This is a genomic window from Segatella hominis (assembly GCF_004535825.1).
Taxonomy (GTDB): Bacteria; Bacteroidota; Bacteroidia; order Bacteroidales; family Bacteroidaceae; genus Prevotella; species Prevotella hominis.
Genome location: NZ_SGVY01000061.1, coordinates 1 through 20,178, shown reverse-complemented (window position 1 = coordinate 20,178; position 20,178 = coordinate 1). Strand labels below are relative to the sequence as shown.

The 20,178-nt window shown below is 45.0% G+C and carries 15 protein-coding genes and 1 pseudogene; 7 read left to right on the top strand and 9 right to left on the bottom strand.

The features are described 5' to 3' along the window. Window positions 1-320 precede the first annotated feature (320 nt). The 5 genes from EXN75_RS15230 (at window position 321) to EXN75_RS15210 (ending at window position 7,653) form a co-directional block, all read left to right on the top strand. Entirely contained in the window at window positions 321-1,892 is a 1,572-nt protein-coding gene (locus EXN75_RS15230; protein ID WP_134844459.1) for a hypothetical protein, read from the top strand. 43 nt (window positions 1,893-1,935) lie between these two features. After that, window positions 1,936-2,148: a hypothetical protein gene (locus EXN75_RS15225; protein WP_134844458.1), complete on the top strand. Its 213-nt coding sequence runs from the start codon at window positions 1,936-1,938 to the stop codon at window positions 2,146-2,148. A gap of 223 nt (window positions 2,149-2,371) precedes the next feature. After that, window positions 2,372-4,975 (top strand): glycosyl hydrolase, encoded by a 2,604-nt coding sequence (locus tag EXN75_RS15220; RefSeq protein WP_134844457.1) that lies wholly within the window; start codon window positions 2,372-2,374, stop codon window positions 4,973-4,975. Between the two features lie 82 nt (window positions 4,976-5,057). After that, window positions 5,058-6,230, top strand: coding sequence for a glycoside hydrolase family 88/105 protein (locus tag EXN75_RS15215; RefSeq protein WP_134844456.1), 1,173 nt, complete (start codon window positions 5,058-5,060; stop codon window positions 6,228-6,230). 31 nt (window positions 6,231-6,261) lie between these two features. Further along, window positions 6,262-7,653, top strand: a complete 1,392-nt coding sequence (locus EXN75_RS15210; RefSeq protein ID WP_134844455.1) for a rhamnogalacturonidase — start codon at window positions 6,262-6,264, stop codon at window positions 7,651-7,653. 134 nt (window positions 7,654-7,787) lie between these two features. Here EXN75_RS15210 and EXN75_RS15205 read toward each other — a convergent pair whose 3' ends face one another. The 7 genes from EXN75_RS15205 to trpD form a co-directional block, all read right to left on the bottom strand. Then, window positions 7,788-8,381 (bottom strand): anthranilate synthase component II, encoded by a 594-nt coding sequence (locus tag EXN75_RS15205; protein WP_022111392.1) that lies wholly within the window; start codon window positions 8,379-8,381, stop codon window positions 7,788-7,790. Between the two features lie 21 nt (window positions 8,382-8,402). Then, the gene (locus EXN75_RS15200) at window positions 8,403-9,839 is read right to left on the bottom strand and encodes an anthranilate synthase component I family protein (RefSeq protein WP_134844454.1); all 1,437 of its coding nucleotides are present in this window, start codon (window positions 9,837-9,839) and stop codon (window positions 8,403-8,405) included. A 128-nt stretch (window positions 9,840-9,967) separates the two neighbouring features. Continuing rightward, the gene (gene trpB, locus EXN75_RS15195) at window positions 9,968-11,167 is read right to left on the bottom strand and encodes a tryptophan synthase subunit beta (protein ID WP_022111389.1); all 1,200 of its coding nucleotides are present in this window, start codon (window positions 11,165-11,167) and stop codon (window positions 9,968-9,970) included. A gap of 134 nt (window positions 11,168-11,301) precedes the next feature. After that, complete coding sequence (gene trpA / locus EXN75_RS15190) at window positions 11,302-12,078, bottom strand: tryptophan synthase subunit alpha (RefSeq protein ID WP_134844453.1); 777 nt, start codon at window positions 12,076-12,078, stop codon at window positions 11,302-11,304. A 106-nt stretch (window positions 12,079-12,184) separates the two neighbouring features. After that, window positions 12,185-12,880, bottom strand: coding sequence for a phosphoribosylanthranilate isomerase (locus EXN75_RS15185; protein ID WP_134844461.1), 696 nt, complete (start codon window positions 12,878-12,880; stop codon window positions 12,185-12,187). A 43-nt stretch (window positions 12,881-12,923) separates the two neighbouring features. After that, on the bottom strand, window positions 12,924-13,751 hold the full coding sequence (gene trpC / locus EXN75_RS15180; protein ID WP_134844452.1) for an indole-3-glycerol phosphate synthase TrpC: 828 nt from the start codon (window positions 13,749-13,751) through the stop codon (window positions 12,924-12,926). 88 nt (window positions 13,752-13,839) lie between these two features. Further along, the gene (gene trpD, locus EXN75_RS15175; RefSeq protein ID WP_187349102.1) at window positions 13,840-14,844 is read right to left on the bottom strand and encodes an anthranilate phosphoribosyltransferase; all 1,005 of its coding nucleotides are present in this window, start codon (window positions 14,842-14,844) and stop codon (window positions 13,840-13,842) included. 640 nt (window positions 14,845-15,484) lie between these two features. Here trpD and rpe point away from each other — a divergent pair. Further along, window positions 15,485-16,150, top strand: a complete 666-nt coding sequence (gene rpe, locus EXN75_RS15170; RefSeq protein ID WP_134844451.1) for a ribulose-phosphate 3-epimerase — start codon at window positions 15,485-15,487, stop codon at window positions 16,148-16,150. 25 nt (window positions 16,151-16,175) lie between these two features. On the opposite strand, the gene EXN75_RS15165 is transcribed toward rpe, so the two are convergent. After that, on the bottom strand, window positions 16,176-16,772 hold the full coding sequence (locus tag EXN75_RS15165) for an RNA polymerase sigma factor (protein WP_118118702.1): 597 nt from the start codon (window positions 16,770-16,772) through the stop codon (window positions 16,176-16,178). 388 nt (window positions 16,773-17,160) lie between these two features. On the opposite strand from EXN75_RS15165, the gene EXN75_RS15160 reads away from it, so the two are divergent. Further along, window positions 17,161-19,776 carry a glycoside hydrolase family 88 protein gene (locus EXN75_RS15160; protein WP_134844450.1) on the top strand — a complete coding sequence of 872 codons (2,616 nt, stop codon included), beginning with the start codon at window positions 17,161-17,163 and terminating at the stop codon, window positions 19,774-19,776. Window positions 19,777-20,065: 289 nt separating this feature from the next. On the opposite strand, the pseudogene EXN75_RS15155 reads toward EXN75_RS15160, so the two are convergent. After that, a pseudogene (locus tag EXN75_RS15155) lies at window positions 20,066-20,178 on the bottom strand (IS982 family transposase); the annotation flags it as partial.

The following is a 20,178-nucleotide window of genomic DNA, read 5'->3' as shown; positions in this document are numbered from 1 at the left end:
AGTTTTGCTTGTCTTCTTTTCGCAACACTAAGGTAAGTGAAAATTCTGACATGGCAAAATCCTGGGCAACTTTTTGTTGCTCAGGCACTTATAAATAATGTTAAACTATAGTGTTGCGGAATTAAGGAAAACTTTATATAGAGAAACCCACGAAAAATAATGTCACTTTAACTAATAATGGTAATAACTATACTACAAAAATAGGCATTAGCTCTGGCTCTGAAAAAACGCAGGTTACTTCAACAGGAACAACAATTACAGAACTACAATCAGGTGACAACAGACATTTTAATATAAATGCCTCTGCTGGAGACCACTCTATGGTAATAGTAATTGATGCGGAGGCTGGCGAAGAATATTATATCTGGATGTATAAAGCAGAGAATTTCGCCCTCGGCGGTTTTACTTTCGATGTTGACGAATCCCAACTTTTCACCCCTTGGAAGCCTGTTGTTCACAGACAAATAGAATTCGGTAAAAGTCCCCAGAAGATGGAAAATGCGGATGGTAATGCGCCGTCTGGTGTAGAGGATATCACATTCATGTATGGTGGCTGGACCAATCATCCTAATGCTGTAAAAGCAGCAACCTGGAATGATACCGAAAAGACTTGGGGATTCAATGATAACGGAACCGCCAATACCACCTACACTGTCAATACCGAAACGAAAACGGATAAATGGGAGGAAGTAAAACCTGAAAGTGGAACTACAGACAATTTGAAAACACTTGACGGTTATACTAAGTTTACCTCCGGTTGCGGACAGGCTCCTACCAATCAATATGGCAAAGCTTACAATCCTACACAGGCATCCTCTGCAAATCCAAGTGTAGCAAATATCCCATGCCGCGGTACTTACTATAAGTTTGAACCTGCCAAGGATGGTACACTCAATGTATATGTTAGACAGGCTGCCAATAACCCTCTCTTCCTCGTAGATGAGACCGGTAAGCCACAAAAGTCAATAGATTACAAGGCAGGCAACGATGCAACCTTCACCGAAGGCACTGATGCTTCATATAAGATCAACAAGTTGGCTGCATGCCAATATGGTTTTGATGTAAAGGCAGGCAAGACATACGTTCTCTTCCAGAACAACGAGCAACTCGGTTTTTACGGCTTTACATTCGGTGCTTCAAGCACAGAAGCAACCACAGTCAACATCTCACAGGCTAATGGCTATACTTATGAAGCAAAAGACAATGCCATGGTAACCCTTACCAAACCACTCAAGGCAAATGTATGGAATGCCATCTGCCTTCCATTCAGCATGACTGAGCAGCAAGTAAGAAATACGTTCGGAGAGGATGCTCGTATTGCTGAATTCAAAAAAGTAGATAATAGCGGCAATAAAGCTGTAGCCTTGTTTGGCATGCATTACTACCAGCTGATTACAGCCGGCAAACCATGTCTCATCAAACCTTCTCAGGTAAACGAAAACGATACTTATACCATCAAGGGGGTAACCATCGATGCAGAACAGGCATTAACCATAGAAGATTCTAACAAGATGTTTAATTTCGTAGGAACATACGCTTCTACTAACATGCCTGTAAACAGCCACTTCTTAGGTAGCACAGATGGCAAACTGTACTATATCACAAAAGCCAAGGACATCAGTGGTCTGAAAGCATTCCTGAAGCCAGTTGATAACACTTCTGCTAGCACCGGCAATGCCAAGTTGAGCATAGCATTCGACAAGACCGATAATAGTCCTGACAACAACACGACTGGCATTGAAGCCATCAAGGACTACATGGATCAAGATGCAGCCAACAGTTCTGCCAACAAGGGCATCTACAATATCAACGGACAGTTCATGGGTACCAACCCAGCTATCCTCCCTCAAGGAATTTACGTAAAGGACGGCAAGAAGTTCATCGTAAAATAATGAGTTTTATGAAGATGAAAATGTATTAAAAAGTAGTAAGAAGATGAAAAAGATATATATGACACCCGAAACAACAGGTGTAGCAATCAAGACCGAAAGTTTTCTCTTGACGCTTTCAAGTGGTAGCGTAAAACCAGAAGCACCAGACTCTGGTCTGGGTGATGGTGGAACAATAGAAGGTGGCGGTAATGGCGACAGCCAGTCACCAGCCAAACTACACAGTACTAATGTTTGGGAAGCTTGGGAAAAATACTAAATTCATATACGTTCTAAAGCGGGGGAAGCACTCAGGAGAGCTGCTTTCCCCTATTTTTTGACCTATCATCTTACATATTTGGACTATTTTGTTTTTTTAGGAATAATAACCTTGCTCATATTGTTTTTTTTCCTATCTTTGCAGAAGATAAGCTGCACTCGGCAATTAGAAAGGCCACAGAAAAACAGCTTTTCAGTTGAATAACTTAAAAACCAACAACAATATGGACAAGATACTAAAAACGCAATTTGTCGGATTTTCCTTTGCATTGGCTCTGCTGTCATCTCTCGGCAGTCAGGCTCAGTCGCATTCTGGTGCGCTGTCGCTCCCTACCCCTACTCAGGAAGCCAAACCTGGTGTAAGATGGTGGTGGATGGGATCTGCTGTAGATAAAGAGAACCTAAAGTGGAACCTCGACGAATATGCCAAGGCTGGCATTGGAGCCGTAGAAATCACGCCACTCTATGGTGTGCAAGGAAATGACAAGAATGACATTCCGTATCTCTCTCCAAAATGGATGGAGATGCTCAAATTCGTAGAAGAAGAAAATAAGAAGGTAGGTATTGAAACCGACATGGCTACTGGTACCGGTTGGCCTTTTGGTGGTCCTTGGGTTCCTATCAATGAAGCTGCCTGCAAGGCTGTATTCGTGGATACGATCGTTGACGTGAAACAGAAATTGATGGAGATTGAATTCAACGTTCCCCAGAAAGAGCGTGACTTTGCCAAACTGAAACTCATCAAGGCATATCCAGTTGAGGGACAGAACAAGAAAAAACGTGTCATCGCTCTCTACGAAAGCCGCACCCGACAGAAGGTGAAACGTGCTGCACCGGGCGGAGAAGGATACGTCATCGACCACTTTGACTCCACTGCCGTGGCTAATTATCTGGCACATATCGATAGTGCCTTCGTTGCCAACAAGATTCCTTATCCACATACCTTCTTCAATGATAGTTATGAGGTATATGGAGCCAACTGGACTCCTAACCTGCTGACAGAATTTGAGAAGATGCACGGATATAAACTGCAGGACAAGTTTCCTGAATTCCTTGATGGTGATGCCGTGGTAGTAAGCGATTACCGCGAGACATTAGGCGATATGCTGCTCCATAACTTTACCGAACAGTGGACCAAGTGGGCAAACAAGCGTGGTGCCATCACCCGCAATCAAGCTCATGGTTCACCAGCCAACCTCATCGACTGTTATGCCGCCGTAGATATCCCTGAGATAGAAGGATTCGGGCTTACTGATTTCGGCATCAAGGGCTTACGCAAGGATCCGGGCAAGACCCGTCCTAATTTCAGCGACCTCAGCATGCTCAAGTATGCACCATCTGCCGCCCATATCACAGGCAAGAAATATACCTCCAGCGAGACCTTTACCTGGCTCACCGAGCACTTCCGCACTTCCCTGAGTCAGATGAAACCGGATATGGACCTCATGTTCTGCGCAGGTGTGAACCACATGTTCTTCCATGGTACAGCCTACTCGCCTAAAAACGACCCATGGCCAGGATGGAAGTTCTATGCATCGGTGGATATGAGTCCGACCAACAGTATCTGGCGCGATGCACCGGAACTGATGAAGTACATCACCAACTGCCAGACCTATCTGCAGTGGGGACAGCCTGACAACGACTTTCTGGTCTATCTGCCAGTAAGAGATATGTGGCGCAAGGATACCAAGAACTGGTTGATGCAGTTCGACATCCACTCCATGGCGAAGAAAGCACCGGAATTTATCAAGGTGATTCTCGACATCGACAAGGCTGGTTTCGACTGTGACTACATCAGCGACAAATACCTGCGCACCTGTACCTTTAAAGATGGTATGATCGAAACTGCTGCTGGTACCCGCTACAAGGGCATCATCATCCCAGGCAACAATATCATGCCAAGCGATGTAATCCAGCATATCTCCGACTTGAAGGCGCAAGGAGCCAAGATTATCAAGGGCGACAACATCAAGGCGATGGAACAAGCTGCAAAACCGGAACTGATGAGAAAGAACCTGGGCTTGAAGATGATCCGCCGCAACAACAGCATCGGTCATCATTACTTCATAGCCAACCTCACCGGCAAGGATATCACTTCTACCGTAGCACTGGCTGTAAACGAGAAGAACGGTATCTGGTATAACCCTATGACGGGTAAATATCACAAGGCCACTATCGGCGATAAGGGCATCGAAGTGAACCTGAAGAGTGGCGAGAGCCGCATTCTCATCACCTCGGATAAGCCTGTAAGCGAATGGAAACTCGGTTCCAAGGTGAAGGTAAGCGAAAAGGAGAAGTTTGCGGCTTCGGACAGCAAGACCATCGACCTGACCGCCAATAGCTGGAAACTGTCATTCACAGAGGAGGCTCCTAAGGTGGGCGAGATCTTCAACCTCAAGGACTTAAAGAGTTGGGAAAATCTCAGCGAAAAGGCTAAGGTGATGATGGGAACAGGTGTTTATGAAACCACCTTCAAACTGTCGAAGGATGATGCACAGAATCAGTGGGCTATCGACTTAGGTGATGTCCGTGAAAGTGCACGCGTCTATATCAATAATAAATATGTGGGCTGCGCATGGGCGGTACCATATATCCTCAACTGCAAAGACGCACTGAACAAGGGCAAGAATACTATCCGCATCGAGGTAACCAACCTGCCTGCCAACCGCATAGCAGAACTCGACCGACAGGGTGTGAAATGGCGCAAGATGAAGGAAATCAACGTGGTGGATATCGACTACAAGAAGACCACTTACGAGAAATGGACTCCTGTAGCAAGCGGACTCAACAGTTCGGTAAAACTCGTGGAATTGAAAAATCAACTCTAATCATTTTCATTTCGCATGTTTTGGAAATTCAATAAGAAATAAGCAAATTTAAAATAAGAACATAATCAATCAAAGAGTACAAATGAAGAAACTAATCCTGACAAGCCTCTGCATTCTGATGGGCATGACCTCTGTGTCTGCCCAGAATGCAGCCGTGAAAGTTGCAACAGTGAAAGCTGCATCTGACAAGGAATCTCTAAAGAAGGAAATCCTGGAAGTATCACAACGCACCAACAACTACTTCATGGCGAAGTACAGTGACCCAACCCTCGACACCTATGTCAAGAAGGTACGCACGAGCAACCTCTGGACCCGTGCCGTATATTACGAAGGATTGATGGCACTCTACGAGATAGACCCTCAGCAGCGATACCTCGACTATACCGACCGCTGGGCAGACTATCACAAGTGGACAGCCCGTGGCAGCGTGAATGATACTGATGCCGACAACCAGTGCTGCCAGCAAACCTATATCGACCGCTATATCCAGACTGGCGGCAAAAAGGATTTGAGTAAGGTAAAGGAGAACCTCGACCATCAGATGAGCACCAACCGCGTTTCATACTGGACATGGATTGATGCGATACAGATGGCTATGCCTGTCTATGCCAAATATGCTAAGTTGACCGGCGAGAAGAAATATCTCGACTATGCGATGAACTCCTACAAGTGGAGTCGTGATACCTTGGCTGGTGGTCTTTTCAATAAAAAAGAGGGACTCTGGTGGAGAGACAAAGACTATGTGCCACCTTACAAGGAGAAAGATGGCAGCAACTGCTACTGGAGCCGCGGAAACGGTTGGGTATATGCTGCATTGGTACGTGTGATGCAGACCTTGCCAAAGACTGATAAGAACTACCAGTACCTGAAGAAAGACTTTATCTCTATGAGTAAGGCGATATTGAAGTGCCAGCGTGAGGATGGATATTGGAACGTTAGCCTTGTTTGTCCTGCCAACTATGGTGGTCCTGAAATGACTGGTACTGGTCTCTTCCTTTATGGCATGGCATGGGGTGTGCAGCAAGGCATCCTGCCAAGAGCTACCTATCAGAAAGCAATGGATAAAGCATGGAAGGCATTGGCTGCATCGGTTCACGAGGATGGTTTCATTGGATACAACCAGGGCACAGGTAAGGATCCTGCTGCTGGTCAGCCAGTCACCTTCACTTCTGTTCCAGACTTCGAAGATTACGGCACAGGTTGCCTCCTGCTCGGTGCGGCAGAGTATTACAAGCTTTTAAAGGTAAAAAAGTAAAAAGGTAAAAAGGTAAAAAGGTAAAAAAGTTATGAGAAAATATATCTGGCTGATGGCTTGCTTGATGGCTTTTGCGCCATTAAGCACCAATGCGGCAAAGAAACTGAAGAAAGCGAAAAAGGCACAGACTGAACTCTGGCCAGACGGTACGAAGATGGATGCCTGGTTCTCCAATGCGCAGAAGGTGAATGTAGATACCCTTGGCAAGAAATACGTGATAACCGATTATGGTGTCAAAAACGATAGTACCCTGATTCAGACTCAGGCTATACAGGCTATCATCGACCAGGCTGCCAAGGATGGCGGTGGTGTCATCGTCGTCCCTGCCGGTACCTATCAGAGCGGTGCCCTATTCTTCCGTCCGAAAACCCATCTCTATCTCGAAGAGGGTGGTAAACTGAAAGGTAGTGACCGCATTGCCAACTTCCCTGTCTTGGAAACCCGTATCGAGGGGGAAACCTGCAAGTATTTCTCTGCCTTCATCAATGCTGATAAGTGTGATGGTTTTACCATTGCAGGCAACGGAACCATCGATGGTAACGGCTATCACTACTGGGAGGAATTCTGGATCCGTCGCACCTGGAACCGCCAGTGTACCAACAAGGATGCACAGCGTCCACGCCTCGTATATATCAGCAATTCGAGCCATGTGACCATACAGGATGTCCACATCCAGAACAGTCCTTTCTGGACCAACCACATCTATCGTTGCGACCATGTCCGCTTCTTAGGATGCACCATCTTCGCCCCCACCAGTGGTATGCGTGCACCAAGTAGTGATGCTATCGATATCGACGTATGCCACGACGTATTAGTGGAAGGCTGCTTCATGAGCGTAAATGATGATGCCATTGCCATCAAGGGCGGTAAGGGAACCTGGGCAGACAAGGCACCAGAAAACGGACCGGTCTATAATGTGCTCATCCAGAACTGCAACTATGGTAGAGTGCATGGTTGTCTGACTTTGGGCAGCGAGAGTGTGAAAGACCGCAACATCGTGTTGCGAAACATCAAGGTGGGCAATGCACAGCGCGTACTCTGGTTGAAGATGCGCCCTGATACTCCTCAGCACTATGAGTATGTGACGGTAGATAATATCACAGGCACCACAGGCAGCTTCTTGGTTGTCCGCCCTTGGACTCAGTTCTTCAAACCAGGCGACCGCAAAGACATGCCACTCAGTCAGTGCAACAACATCACCATCAAAAACATCCAGATGGATTGTGACAACTTCTTTGATGTGGGCACCAGCGACAAGTACCGTCTGGTAGATTTCACCTTCGAAAACATCCAATCTACTGATAAGAAAATGGCATTCAATAAGGATGTCATTGAAAACACAATCGTGAAGAATGTCAATATCACACCAAGAGAAAAGAGCAATGGTTTGAAAACTACCGGCGATGCTGATGGATTGAAATAAAAGAAATAAAATAAGAAGAATAAATAAAAAGAGAAAAACAGCATATCTTCCATTGATGGTTGATATGCTGTTTTTCTATTGAGGACTTTCGTCTTCCTTTATCACGAAAAATTCTGTTCGAGGTTTTATATCCACTATGCCCAACTCTTATCAAAATCTTCACCGTCGAAGGCAAGCCAATTCTTGATAATCGTCTTGCCCTCTGGAGTCAGTACACTTTCCGGATGGAACTGAATACCATGGATATCATAATGCTTGTGCTTCAAACCCATGATGCAACCGTCATCGCTCACTGCAGTCACATCAAGACACTCTGGGAAATTTGTTCTATCCACTACCCATGAATGATAACGACCTATCTCTATACGCTTAGACATACCAGCAAAAATAGGATCATTACCAAACTGAGTACAAGGAGTAGCAACTCCATGATATACTTCAGAGAGATTGGTAAGTTTGGCGCCAAAAGCCTCACCTATCGCCTGATGACCCAGACAGACACCCAACATTGGTTTTCTGCCAGCATAAGTCTTGATGACTTCCATCAGAAGACCTGCCTCAGAAGGAATACCAGGTCCCGGACTCAGGATGATCTTGTCGAAACGGTCAAGTTCGCGCAATTGGAACTGATCGTTGCGGAATACCGTCACCTCTGCACCTAACTCTTTTACCAGATGAGCCAGATTATAGGTGAAGGAATCGTAATTATCTATGATTACTACTTTCATTTCTTGTCATTTAAAATGTGTTTACAACTGCTCTGCAATATGGATAGCCTTGGTGAGTGCACCCAACTTGTTATTGCACTCTTCCAGTTCATACTGGTCATTGCTCTTGGCTACGACACCACTACCCGCCTGGAACCAGAGCTCACCATTACGACTGATAAAGGTACGGATAACGATGGCCTGATTGAGATCACCATTCAGTCCGATGAATCCGATACAACCGCCATAAGCACCTCGGTTGTGAGGCTCCAGTTCTGAGATAATCTGCATGGCACGAACCTTAGGAGCACCACTCAGCGTACCTGCTGGGAAAGTATCGATAAACTCCTTGATATGATCAGCATCCTTATCAAGCGTACCACTTACACGACTTACGAGATGAATGACATGACTGTAGAACTGCATATCCTTATAGAAATCTACCTTCACGCCATGACAGTTGCGACTCAGGTCATTGCGTGCCAGATCCACCAACATCACATGCTCTGCATTCTCTTTCGGATCATTGCGCAGGAACTCAGCAGCCTTGCGGTCCTGTTCGATATCGCCTGTACGCTTAGTAGTACCGGCAATAGGATCTATGAATGCCTTGTTGCCTACGATACGGTTGTGGGTTTCTGGAGAAGAACCGAAGATACGGTATCCGCCGAAATCAAAATAGAAGAGGTATGGTGATGGATTGATACTACGAAGCGCACGGTAGAGTTTGAAATCATCACCCTCATACTTCTGGACGAAACGGCGACTGACCACAATCTGGAAGACATCACCACGCAAACAGTGCTGGATGCACTTTCTTACATTCTCCTTATGCTGCTCATCAGTAAGCGTAGAAGTCGTATCTCCCACAGGATGGAAGTCGTATGGTTTCACATTTGCCTTGTTGATAGCCTTCAGGAGCGCATCCAGTTCAGCCTCACCAGCAGAACCTTCTGCATCACTCAGCGCAATCAGTTCCATCGTATTGTTGTAATGATCAAAAACGATGATGTCCTTATACATGATATAATAGATATCCTGCGCATCATTCTTTTCCATCGTCGTATCCTTTACCGGAATATTCTCAAAGTAGCGTACGGCATTGAAAGTGGTGAAACCATAGAGTCCACAGAAGTCCTTGCCCTCTCCCTCCACATGGAAAGACTTGACAAAGTCATTGATTGCCTTGGAGATGGCGAGTTTACACTCCTCACCCTTTCCCTCACCGAAGGCAGGGAGTTCCTGTTTTTCCACCTTTCCATCGGGATAAGTGACTGTCACGATACCATGTCCCACAGCGATGCTTGCCATCGGATGTACGCCGATGAAGGAACGAGAGTTCTCTGAGCCATGGTAGTCGGAACTCTCCATCAAGGCAGACTGGGGATATATGTCACGAAGTCGCATATAGACTCCCACCGGTGTATAGAGATCGGCGAGAATCTTGCGAGTCTTTGTTGTATAATTGAATCTACTCATATTTTAAACGATAAAAAAATGAAACCTATTGCATAGACACATGAAGCAGGCTTCAATGACCAACGAAGCCTATTTCAAAGCCGCATGAAGCAGGCTTCGCTTGATAATGAAGCTTAAAGCCTCTAATTTTAAAAATCTCCGTATTCTTTAGCCATTTCCTTATGACTCAAGTAGGTCTCCACGTCCTTGTCACCACGTCCAGAAACTGTGAGCACAACGACATCGTCCTTCTTGAATTTCATCTTCTTCAAGGCAGCCACAGCATGGGCACTCTCGATAGCAGGAATGATACCCTCCATACGGGTCAACTCATATCCAGCATAGATAGCCTCATCATCTTTGATGGCAAGCACATGACTACGGCCACGGGTAGCCAAGTCAGCATGCATTGGTCCGATGCCAGGATAATCCAAACCGGCACTGATGGTGAAGGCTTCTTCTATCTGTCCGTCTTCGGTCTGCATCACGAGGGTACGCGCACCATGAATGATACCTTCTGTACCGCAGTGCATGGTAGCTGCCGTATAGTTGGTATCGATACCATGCCCGGCAGCCTCAGCCAAGTAAATCTGCACACGCTCGTCATCGATATAGTGATAGATGGTACCCGCAGCATTGCTTCCGCCACCCACACAAGCGATAAGATAGTCAGGATAATCACGGCCAATCTTCTCTTCCAACTGCCATTTCAGTTCCTCTGAAATCACACTCTGCATCTTTGCCACGATATCAGGGTAAGGATGTGGACCCATCGTACTGCCCACGATATAGAAAGTATCCTGAGGATGACAGCACCAGTCGCGGATAGCTTCTGAACAGGCATCGCTCAAGGTCATATTACCCGTTCTTACAGGATTAACCTTAGCACCCAACATCTTCATACGTTCCACATTGGTATGCTGGCGCTCAACGTCGGTAGCACCCATGAAGATTTCGCACTTCATATCCATCAGAGCGCAGACCGTAGCTGTAGCCACACCATGCTGACCAGCACCTGTCTCGGCAATGATACGGGTCTTGCCCATCTTCTTTGCCATCAGAATCTGACCGATGGTATTATTGATCTTATGAGCACCAGTATGGTTCAGGTCTTCACGCTTCAGATAGAGCTGGCATCCGTACTTCTCACTCATGCGCTTGGCATAATAGAGAGGTGAAGGACGACCCACATAATCTTTCAGCAGAGCGTAATACTCTTTCTTGAATTCCTCACTCTCGATGATAGGCTTGTAAGCCTCCTGGAGTTCAGTCACACATTTATATAATATCTCTGGCACGTATGCGCCACCGAATTTTCCAAAAAATCCTTTATCGTCAACTTGATACATCGCAATCTAATATTAAATGACAAATGACAAATGTTAAATGACAAATGACAAATGTAAAATGTTAAATTAGGCTTTCGCCCTTGAGTCACAAACGAAACTAATGAATTCTTCACTCTTCGTTCTTCACTCTTCACTTAATTCTTGAGTGCCTCGAAAAGCAGGTCGAGCGCCTTATCCGGATCACCCACTTCATTGAGTAATGTCACGAATTTACTTCCAATGATAGCACCGGCTGCATTGTCCTGTGCACTGGTCAGAGTCTGCTTGTTACTGATTCCGAAACCAATCATACGAGGGTTGCGGAGATTCATACTGTTGATATGATTGAAATAAGCGAGTTTGGCATCACCAAAACTACTCTGTGCTCCGGTGATGCTGGCTGAACTGACCATATAGATGAAACCATCGGTATGCTCATCGATGAATCGGATGCGCTCCTCGCTGGTCTCCGGTGTAATCATCATGATGACACGGATGTCATACTTGTCGGCAATCGGCTTCACCACTTTCAGATAGTCATCGAAAGGAAGGTCTGGAATGATGGTGCCACTCACACCGCTCTCCACACAACTCTGAAAGAAAGCCTCGATGCCATAGTGCATGATAGGGTTGAGATAACCCATCAGAACCAATGGCAATTGCACTTCATCCTTGATGGCCTTGAGCTGACCGAAGAGCGCCTTCACGGTCATTCCGTTCTTCAAGGCTTTGGTATCTGCACTCTGGATGACTGGTCCGTCAGCCAAAGGGTCACTGAAAGGAATGCCCACCTCAATCATATCGATGCCATGGCGTTCCATGGATTTGATGACAGCACCTGTGCCCTCGAAGGTTGGACAACCGGCACAGAAATACAAGCTCAAAAGCTTGCGGTCTTTATTGTTTGCAAATAATGCATTTATCTTATTCATTTTTTTGTTTTTTTACCTTTAAGAGCAAGAATGCTCTTTTTACCTTTTTACTTTTTTACCTTTTTACCTTTAAAAGTAAGAATGCTCTTTTTACCTTTTTACTTTTTTACCTTTTTACCTTTAAAAGGAATTTCCTGAGTTTCTCTACATCTTTCAGAGCAGGTTCGATTTCAAATTTCGAATTCAAATCGATACCGATACACTTCGGGTGCTGGAAGGCTTTCAGCCGTTCTACATCTTCCGGTCCGATACCGCCACTCAGGAGGAATGGGGTCTCGCCATCGTACTGCTGCAGAACTTGCCAATCAAACTGCTCACCACTTCCACCGACCGTCTTACATTTGGTGTCGAAAAGGAAGAGGTCAACAGCGCCTGCATACTCCTTATATTTCTGGATATCCTCGGCTGAGCTTACGCTGATAGCCTTGATGATCCTGATATTGGGTTTGATGTCGGGATCGATGGTAGCACGGAGATTCTCGATGGTTTCACGAGATTCATTACCATGCAACTGGATGTAGTCGAGACGGTAATTATAGACACGTGTCACGATGTTCTGGGGCATATCATCCACAAAGACTCCCACCCTTGCCGGTTGCTTTTGAGTCTCAGCAGTCTTACGCGCCATCGCAAGTTCGATACGCTCTTCCGAGTAGTCTGGTATAATGCCAGCCTTGCTGCTGATCATCTGCACAAACCGCGGTGACTTCGGATAGAAGATGAATCCTATCATATCAACCCCGAGTTGGGATACTTCGCGAATGTTATCGGCATCACGCATACCACACACCTTAACCAACATTTTATCTGTATTCATTTCTCTTTCTTTTTTCTCGTTAGTATTTTCATCTGAACTCACCATTGATTTCCAGTTGCTTCAGAAAATCCGCAAGTCCTTGTCCCGGGTCAGCCTGTTTCATAAACTGCTCTCCCATCAGGAAGCCACGGAAACCGCCTTCCTCACGGAGCCTTTTGACAACTTCCGGATTGGAGATACCGCTTTCGCTGACTCTGCACACATCCTTCGGCAACTGCTCTGCCAGGCGGAAACTGTTTTCCACATCGGTAACAAACGTACCGAGATTGCGATTGTTGATGCCATACATATCAGGTTCGAGTTCTGCATATTCGAAATCCCGGTCGTTGTGCATCTCCAAGAGTACTTCCATTCCGAGTTGGTGCGCCATATCAAGAAGACGCTTACATTCCTCTTTCGTCAGACAGGCAGCTATCAGGAGTACGGCAGAAGCACCGCAATATCTCGCCTGCAGGAGTTGGTATTCCTCGATAACGAAGTTCTTATATAATATAGGTATATGAACCCCCACGTGGCGAGCCTCCTGTATAAACTCATCATAACCGCCGAAGTAGTCGATATCGGTAAGGATGCTGAGAGCAGAAGCTCCATTCTCCTGATAAGCCAACGGGATGATACTTGCCTTACCCTCCTCCTTGATCCATCCCTTGGACGGTGATTTTCTCTTAAACTCAGCGATGATACCCGTAGAGGACTCCATCAGTGCCTTGCGCATACTGCCTCCAGGTACCAGTCCGTCATCCGCCTGCATCTTCTGTTCCGTCAGGGAAATCATCTGCCGAGGTTGGATGAAGCGCTTGCGCTGTTCTATCTCGATTCGCTTATGAGCGACAATCTCTTCTAAAATATCAGCCATATCCTACCTTTTTACTTTTTTACCTTTAAGAGCAAGAATGCTCTTTTTACCTTTTTACTTTTTTACCTTTTTACCTTTAAAAAAGCCTTTAACTATTCAGTTCTACAAATTTCTTGAATGTAGCGAGTGCCTTGCCACTATCGATGCTCTCTCGTGCAATCTCCACGCATTCCGCAATACTCTTCTTTCCCTTCTCCATAACCTGAATACCGAAGGCGGCATTGGCAAGTACGATATTCTTCTGGGCAGGCAATGCACGGTTCTCAAGTACGGCATCAAAGATGTCCTTTGCCTCTTCCTCAGTAGCACCACCTCTAACTTCCTCAGGTTTAGCAAATTCAAAACCAAGATCCTGTGGCTTGAAGATGCGCTCATAATGATTGGTCGTTACCTTGAAATCACTGGTCAGGGAAATCTCATCGTAACCGTCGATGCTATTTACAATACCATAGTCGATACCTAATTTCTGATAAACCTGATTATAGAGTCGCATCTGATCCAGGTTGGCAACACCGAGCAACTGGCATTTAGGCTGACTTGGATTAACCAGTGGACCGAGGAGATTGAATACGGTAGGGAATTGGAGTGCCTTACGGATAGGACCTACAAACTTCATTGCCTTGGCAAAGAGTTGGGCATGGAGATAGACGATACCAGCCTCATTGATAGAACGGTTCAACTTATCCAAATCATCAGTAAACTGCACGCCATGGTTTTTGATGACATTTGAAGCACCGCTCACAGAAGTAGCCGCATAATTACCATGCTTGGCAACCTTATAACCAGCACCAGCAATGACGAAGCAAGCGGTAGTAGAAATATTGAAAGTATTCTTGCGGTCGCCACCTGTACCAACCACATCAATGTATCGGTCGCAATCTAAGATGGCAGGAACACCGGTAGCCAAGATACCATCACGGAAACCCAACAGTTCATCTACGGTAACGCCTCTCATCTGTAAACCGGTAAGCAAAGCAGTAATTTGCTCCTCAGGGAACTCACTCTTGGTGATACCCACGATGATATTCTTGGTTTCCTCACGGGAAAGTTCCTCGTGATTCAACATTCTGTTCAAAATGTCCTTCATTTCCATAATTTATTCTCCTATATTTTTTTTATTTTCTATTCCCAATCCCCCATTCCTGAGGTAAAAATATGAAAAAAGGCCTGTCGTAAGTACGGCAGGCCTAAGTTATATCATGGATTCATATCCACGCACGGCTTATCGTCTCACGACTTTTTAAATCTTGAGATACGCCACCACCATGCTGTTGAAGATACGAATGTTGTCATCATATTGTTTATTTTTTAATTCAATTGCAAAAGTACACTTTTTCTATTAAACTACAAACTTTTTGGCAAAAAATTTTAGAATTTAACAGAAATAAGTAATTAAAAGCTACTTTTGGGGGTAAAATCAAGTGTTTAGAGGCACTATACATTATTATATATAATAAGGCAAGAGTCATGTTGATGAGAAAAAAAGATATTTCAAATGTAATAAAGTAGAAAACCTTACGTTATACTAATAAAGATGAAGAAGCAAACTGAATCTTAGTATCATTATATTAACGATCATAACAGTAACGCCTATGAAGCAAGTTTTTACTTCCGAAGAAATGAGACCATCCAAAAGGACGATCAGCATTATCAAACAGATAGCATACACCTATCGAACGATCAAGAGGAATGGTAAGTACGAGGTGTACTGTCTTAACTAACGAACTCAAAATATGAAGACATTGGTATCACCATCTTTGCTTTCAGCCAATTTCCTGGATCTGAGAAGCGAAGTTGAAATGATCAATCAGAGTGAAGCCGACTGGCTCCACATGGACATCATGGATGGGGTATTCGTGCCCAATATCTCTTTTGGTTTTCCTGTTCTTGAAGCCGTAGCCAAGGTTTGCAAGAAACCTCTTGATGTGCATTTCATGATAGCACATCCGGAAGAATACATCGAGCTGACTGCCAAGACTGGTGCCATGATGATGAATGTACATTATGAAGCATGTACCCACCTGCACCGTACCATCCAGCAGATTCATGCAGCTGGCATGAAAGCGGGTGTCACGCTGAATCCATCTACTCCAGTCTGCGTACTGGAAGATATCATCTGCGATGTAGATATGGTACTGCTGATGAGTGTAAATCCTGGGTTCGGAGGGCAGAAGTTTATCGAGAACACCATCAAGAAGGTGGAAAGACTGAGAAAACTCATCAAGGAATCACACTCCAACGCCCTCATCGAAGTGGATGGTGGTGTACAGGCAGAAACTGCCCCACGCCTGGCAAAGGCTGGAGTTAACGTACTGGTAAGTGGAAGTTACGTATTTAAGAGCACAGATCCTATTTCCACCATCCATGCCCTTAAAGAATTGAAACAGCCAGAGGATTAAACCTCCGGAAATAACATATCCAATACTAGTCTAACTGAAGATATACGTCATGCTTCTTAGCCATTCTGCGAAGATTGAGAAGAGCATAGCGCATTCTTCCAAGACTGGTATTGATACTTACACCTGTAGCCTCAGCGATTTCCTTGAATGAGAGTTGCTGATAGTAGCGCATATACACTACTTCACGCTGTAAAATAGGCAACTGATCCATCATCTTTCTGACATCTGAAAGAACCTGGATATTAATCAAATTAACTTCTGCATTTGTTTCCAACAAATCTTCACCACTGATATTAGACAGATCATTGTCGTCATTCGATTCAACGACATACTTATAGCGCTGACCACGATACATATCCATCAAGACGTTATGGGCAATACGCAACAACCAACCTCCGAATTTTCCGTTTGCAGAATATTCGTGGTTCTGCAGTTTGCTTACCACCTTCAAAAACGTTTCCTGGAAGATGTCATTAGCCACCTCTTGATCACGCACAAAGAACATGATGTATGTAAACAACTTCACTTCATTGCGTGAAAGCAGTAAGTCAAAGGCACGATTGTTACCTTCGACATAAAGAAGGGCCAACTCCTCGTCGGTCAAATCTTGTAGATTTCTCATTTCTTAATCCTCTTATTTTTAATTAAGTAAATGTCTAATCAATAGGCTATTTTATTTAAGAATTGCACAATATAAGTTAATTATCGTTGGCAAAGATAATAAATTTCTGAGAAACCACCAAAATTTTAACATAAAAAAAGGTTGGTTACAGGACGTAGCCAACCAGAAATGAATGCTTTGAAGCAAACGTCTTCAAAGTATTACGGGTGCAAATATACGTCTTTTTCCGATTATCTCCAAACTTTTTTAAGGCAAAATCACTTTTTTAACATTGTGTGCGTGTACATTACAAAATAAAATCGTATCTTTGCAGTATCTTTATAAAAGATAAGGTTCTAAACCAAGCTAAATCAAAATTTAATATAAATCTACAAACAGAACAACAAGCATGAGACACTTAAAAACGTTGCTGCTTGCCTTACTTATCTTCCCTACCCTCGCTTTTGCATCGGGATGGAACGACCAGGAGTACAAGCAGATCGAACAAAGTATTCTAAAGCCTCAACTTCATGAGCGCCAGTTTGTCATCTCTTCTTTTGGTGCCAAGACCAATGCGTCTGCAGCCCAAAACCAGAAGGCTATCAACCGACTCATCTCTCTGGTATCCAGAAAAGGTGGCGGTAAGGTAATTGTACCGAAAGGAACCTGGAACACAGGGGCCATCGAAATGAAAAGTCATGTCAACCTCGTTCTCGAGGAAGGTGCGACGCTGAAATTCGCTTTCGATACCAATCTCTATCCACTCGTCCGTACCTCTTGGGAAGGTCTGGCTTGCTGGAACTATTCTCCATGCATCTATGGCTACAAGGTGACTGACATCGCCATCACGGGTAAGGGTACCATCGACGGTGGTGGTAACAACGAGACCTGGTGGCCTATGAATGGGCATCCACGTTTCGGTTATCAGGAAGGCATAACCAAGGAAGCACAGCGACTCGGCTCACGTGCCAAATTGCTGAAACAGGCTGAAGACGGTGTGCCTTTCGACGAAAGAAAATTCGGTAAGGGACAAGGGCTGCGCCCACAGCTCGTCAACTTCGTACGTTCTGAGCGCATCCTCATCCAGGGTGTCAAGATGCTCAACTCTCCTTTCTGGGTTATCCATCCACTGCTCTCCAAGAACATCACCGTAGATGGTGTGACCATCTGGAATGAAGGACCTAATGGTGACGGATGCGACCCAGAGGCTTGCGAGAATGTGCTCATCCAGAACTGTATCTTCCATACCGGAGACGACTGTATTGCCATCAAGAGCGGACGCAACAATGATGGTCGTCTCTGGAACCAACCTTCCAAAAACATCATCATCCGCAACTGTAAGATGGAAGATGGACATGGCGGTGTGGTTATCGGAAGTGAAATCTCTGGCGGATGCGAGAATGTATATGCCGAAGATTGCGAAATGGACTCTCCTCACCTCGACCGCATCCTGCGCATCAAGACCAACAACTGCCGCGGTGGTGTCATCAAGAACATCAACATGCGCAACGTCACTGTGGGGCAATGTAAGGAAGCTGTCGTAAAGATCAACCTCGATTACGAGCCAAAGGAGATCTGCTATCGCGGTTTTGAACCAAGCGTATCTCAGGTGTATGTGGAAAATGTAACCTGCAAGAAGAGCAACTATGGTGTGCTCATCGTTGGTCGCGACCAGGTAGAGAACGTAACTGATATCACTGTCAAGAACTGTAAGTTTGATGGCGTCATCAAACAGCCTGTCAAGATTACCGGCAAGACCCGTGATGTGAAGTTCGACAATCTCCTCATCAACGGTTCCCTCGTTCTTAACAAGGAAGACCGTCCATATCAGGCATACAGCGAGTGGCTTACCCATAGCGAGATGAGCCGTGTGGCTCATCCATACCTGCTCGATTTCAGCAGCAAACCTAAGTGGAGCTACGTGATGGGCATCGAGATGGAAGGTATGCTCGACACCTATTTATATTATAAGGACAACAAGAGCACTTTCAAGGGCAAGGATGCTGAAGCCAACAATGAGGCTATCCTCAACTACCTGAAGGAATACCCTGCCAAGATGATTGACGAACAGGGCAATATCACTGGATACAAGTACGAGGATTTCAATCTCGACAATGTTCGCACGGCTAAATTCATCCTCCGTATGCACAACCTCTTCCCTTCTGAGGGTACCGACAAGGCACTGAAGACACTTTTCAAGCAGTTGCAGAAGCAACCTCGTACCAAGGAAGGTGTTTATTGGCACAAGGCTATCTATGCCAACCAAGTTTGGCTCGACGGTATCTTTATGGGCTTGCCTTTCTACTGCAACTATGCGGTGCAGACCATGAAACCAAAGAAGGCAAAGAAATACCTCGATGATGCCGTTGACCAGATGATCAAGACTGACAAGCGTACATACGATGAGAAGACTCAGCTCTGGAAACATGCTTGGGATGAGACTCATCAGCAGTTCTGGGCTGACAAGGAAAATGGAAAGAGCCAGCATACCTGGGCAAGAGCCTTGGGATGGTATGTGATGGCAATGACAGAATGTCTCGATGCAATGCCAGAAGACTATGCCCGCCGTGGTGAAGTGATCGAACTGCTCAACAAGGCGATGGCAAGTGTCGTGAAGTATCAGGATAAGAAAACCGGTGTATGGTATGATGTGATGGACGTAAAGGATCCTCGCAACTATCTGGAGAGTACAGCATCCAGCATGTTTGCCTATGTACTTCTGAAGGGTTATCGCAAGGGTTACCTCGCAGAACAATATCGTGATGCCGGCATCAAGGCTTACAAGGGAATCTTGAAGGAATTCATCCAGGTGAACCCTGACAAGACCATCAGTCTGATCAAGTGCTGCAGTGTAAGCGGTCTCGGTCCTGGCGATGGTCCATACGTAAAGAAGCCAAACTATAAGCGTGACGGAAGCTTTGAATATTACATGAGCGAACCAATCCGTGACAATGACCCTAAGGGTGTAGGTCCATTTATCTGGGCAAGTTTGGAGATGGAACAGCAGGGACTAAAGGCAGAATAACTTGCTGATATAGAGCTACCTGAACGCACAAGAGAGTTGTAATACACAGAAAAATTAGAAAATACTGAGGTGGAAAAGGACTTATTAATGTTCTTTTCCACCTTTTTTTGTGCTTTTTGGTATATTCATCAAATTTTAATACGTTTTTTGAAACAACCAATTCATATTTTTACTATCTTTGCATTGTGTATAGGAATACACCCCATTCGATGTTCTTACACGGCACCATGTGGGTGTTAGGACTTTCACAAGAGATAATCAACTATATTACTAATACCCGTTGGCGGAATTAATTTAGCGCATACTTAACCCTGCCAACCGGTCTGTTGTTTACATAATTAATATATTGCAAGACTGTAAATGCGCTGATTTTCCCGATGATTCGGGTAAACAGTCCTAGTG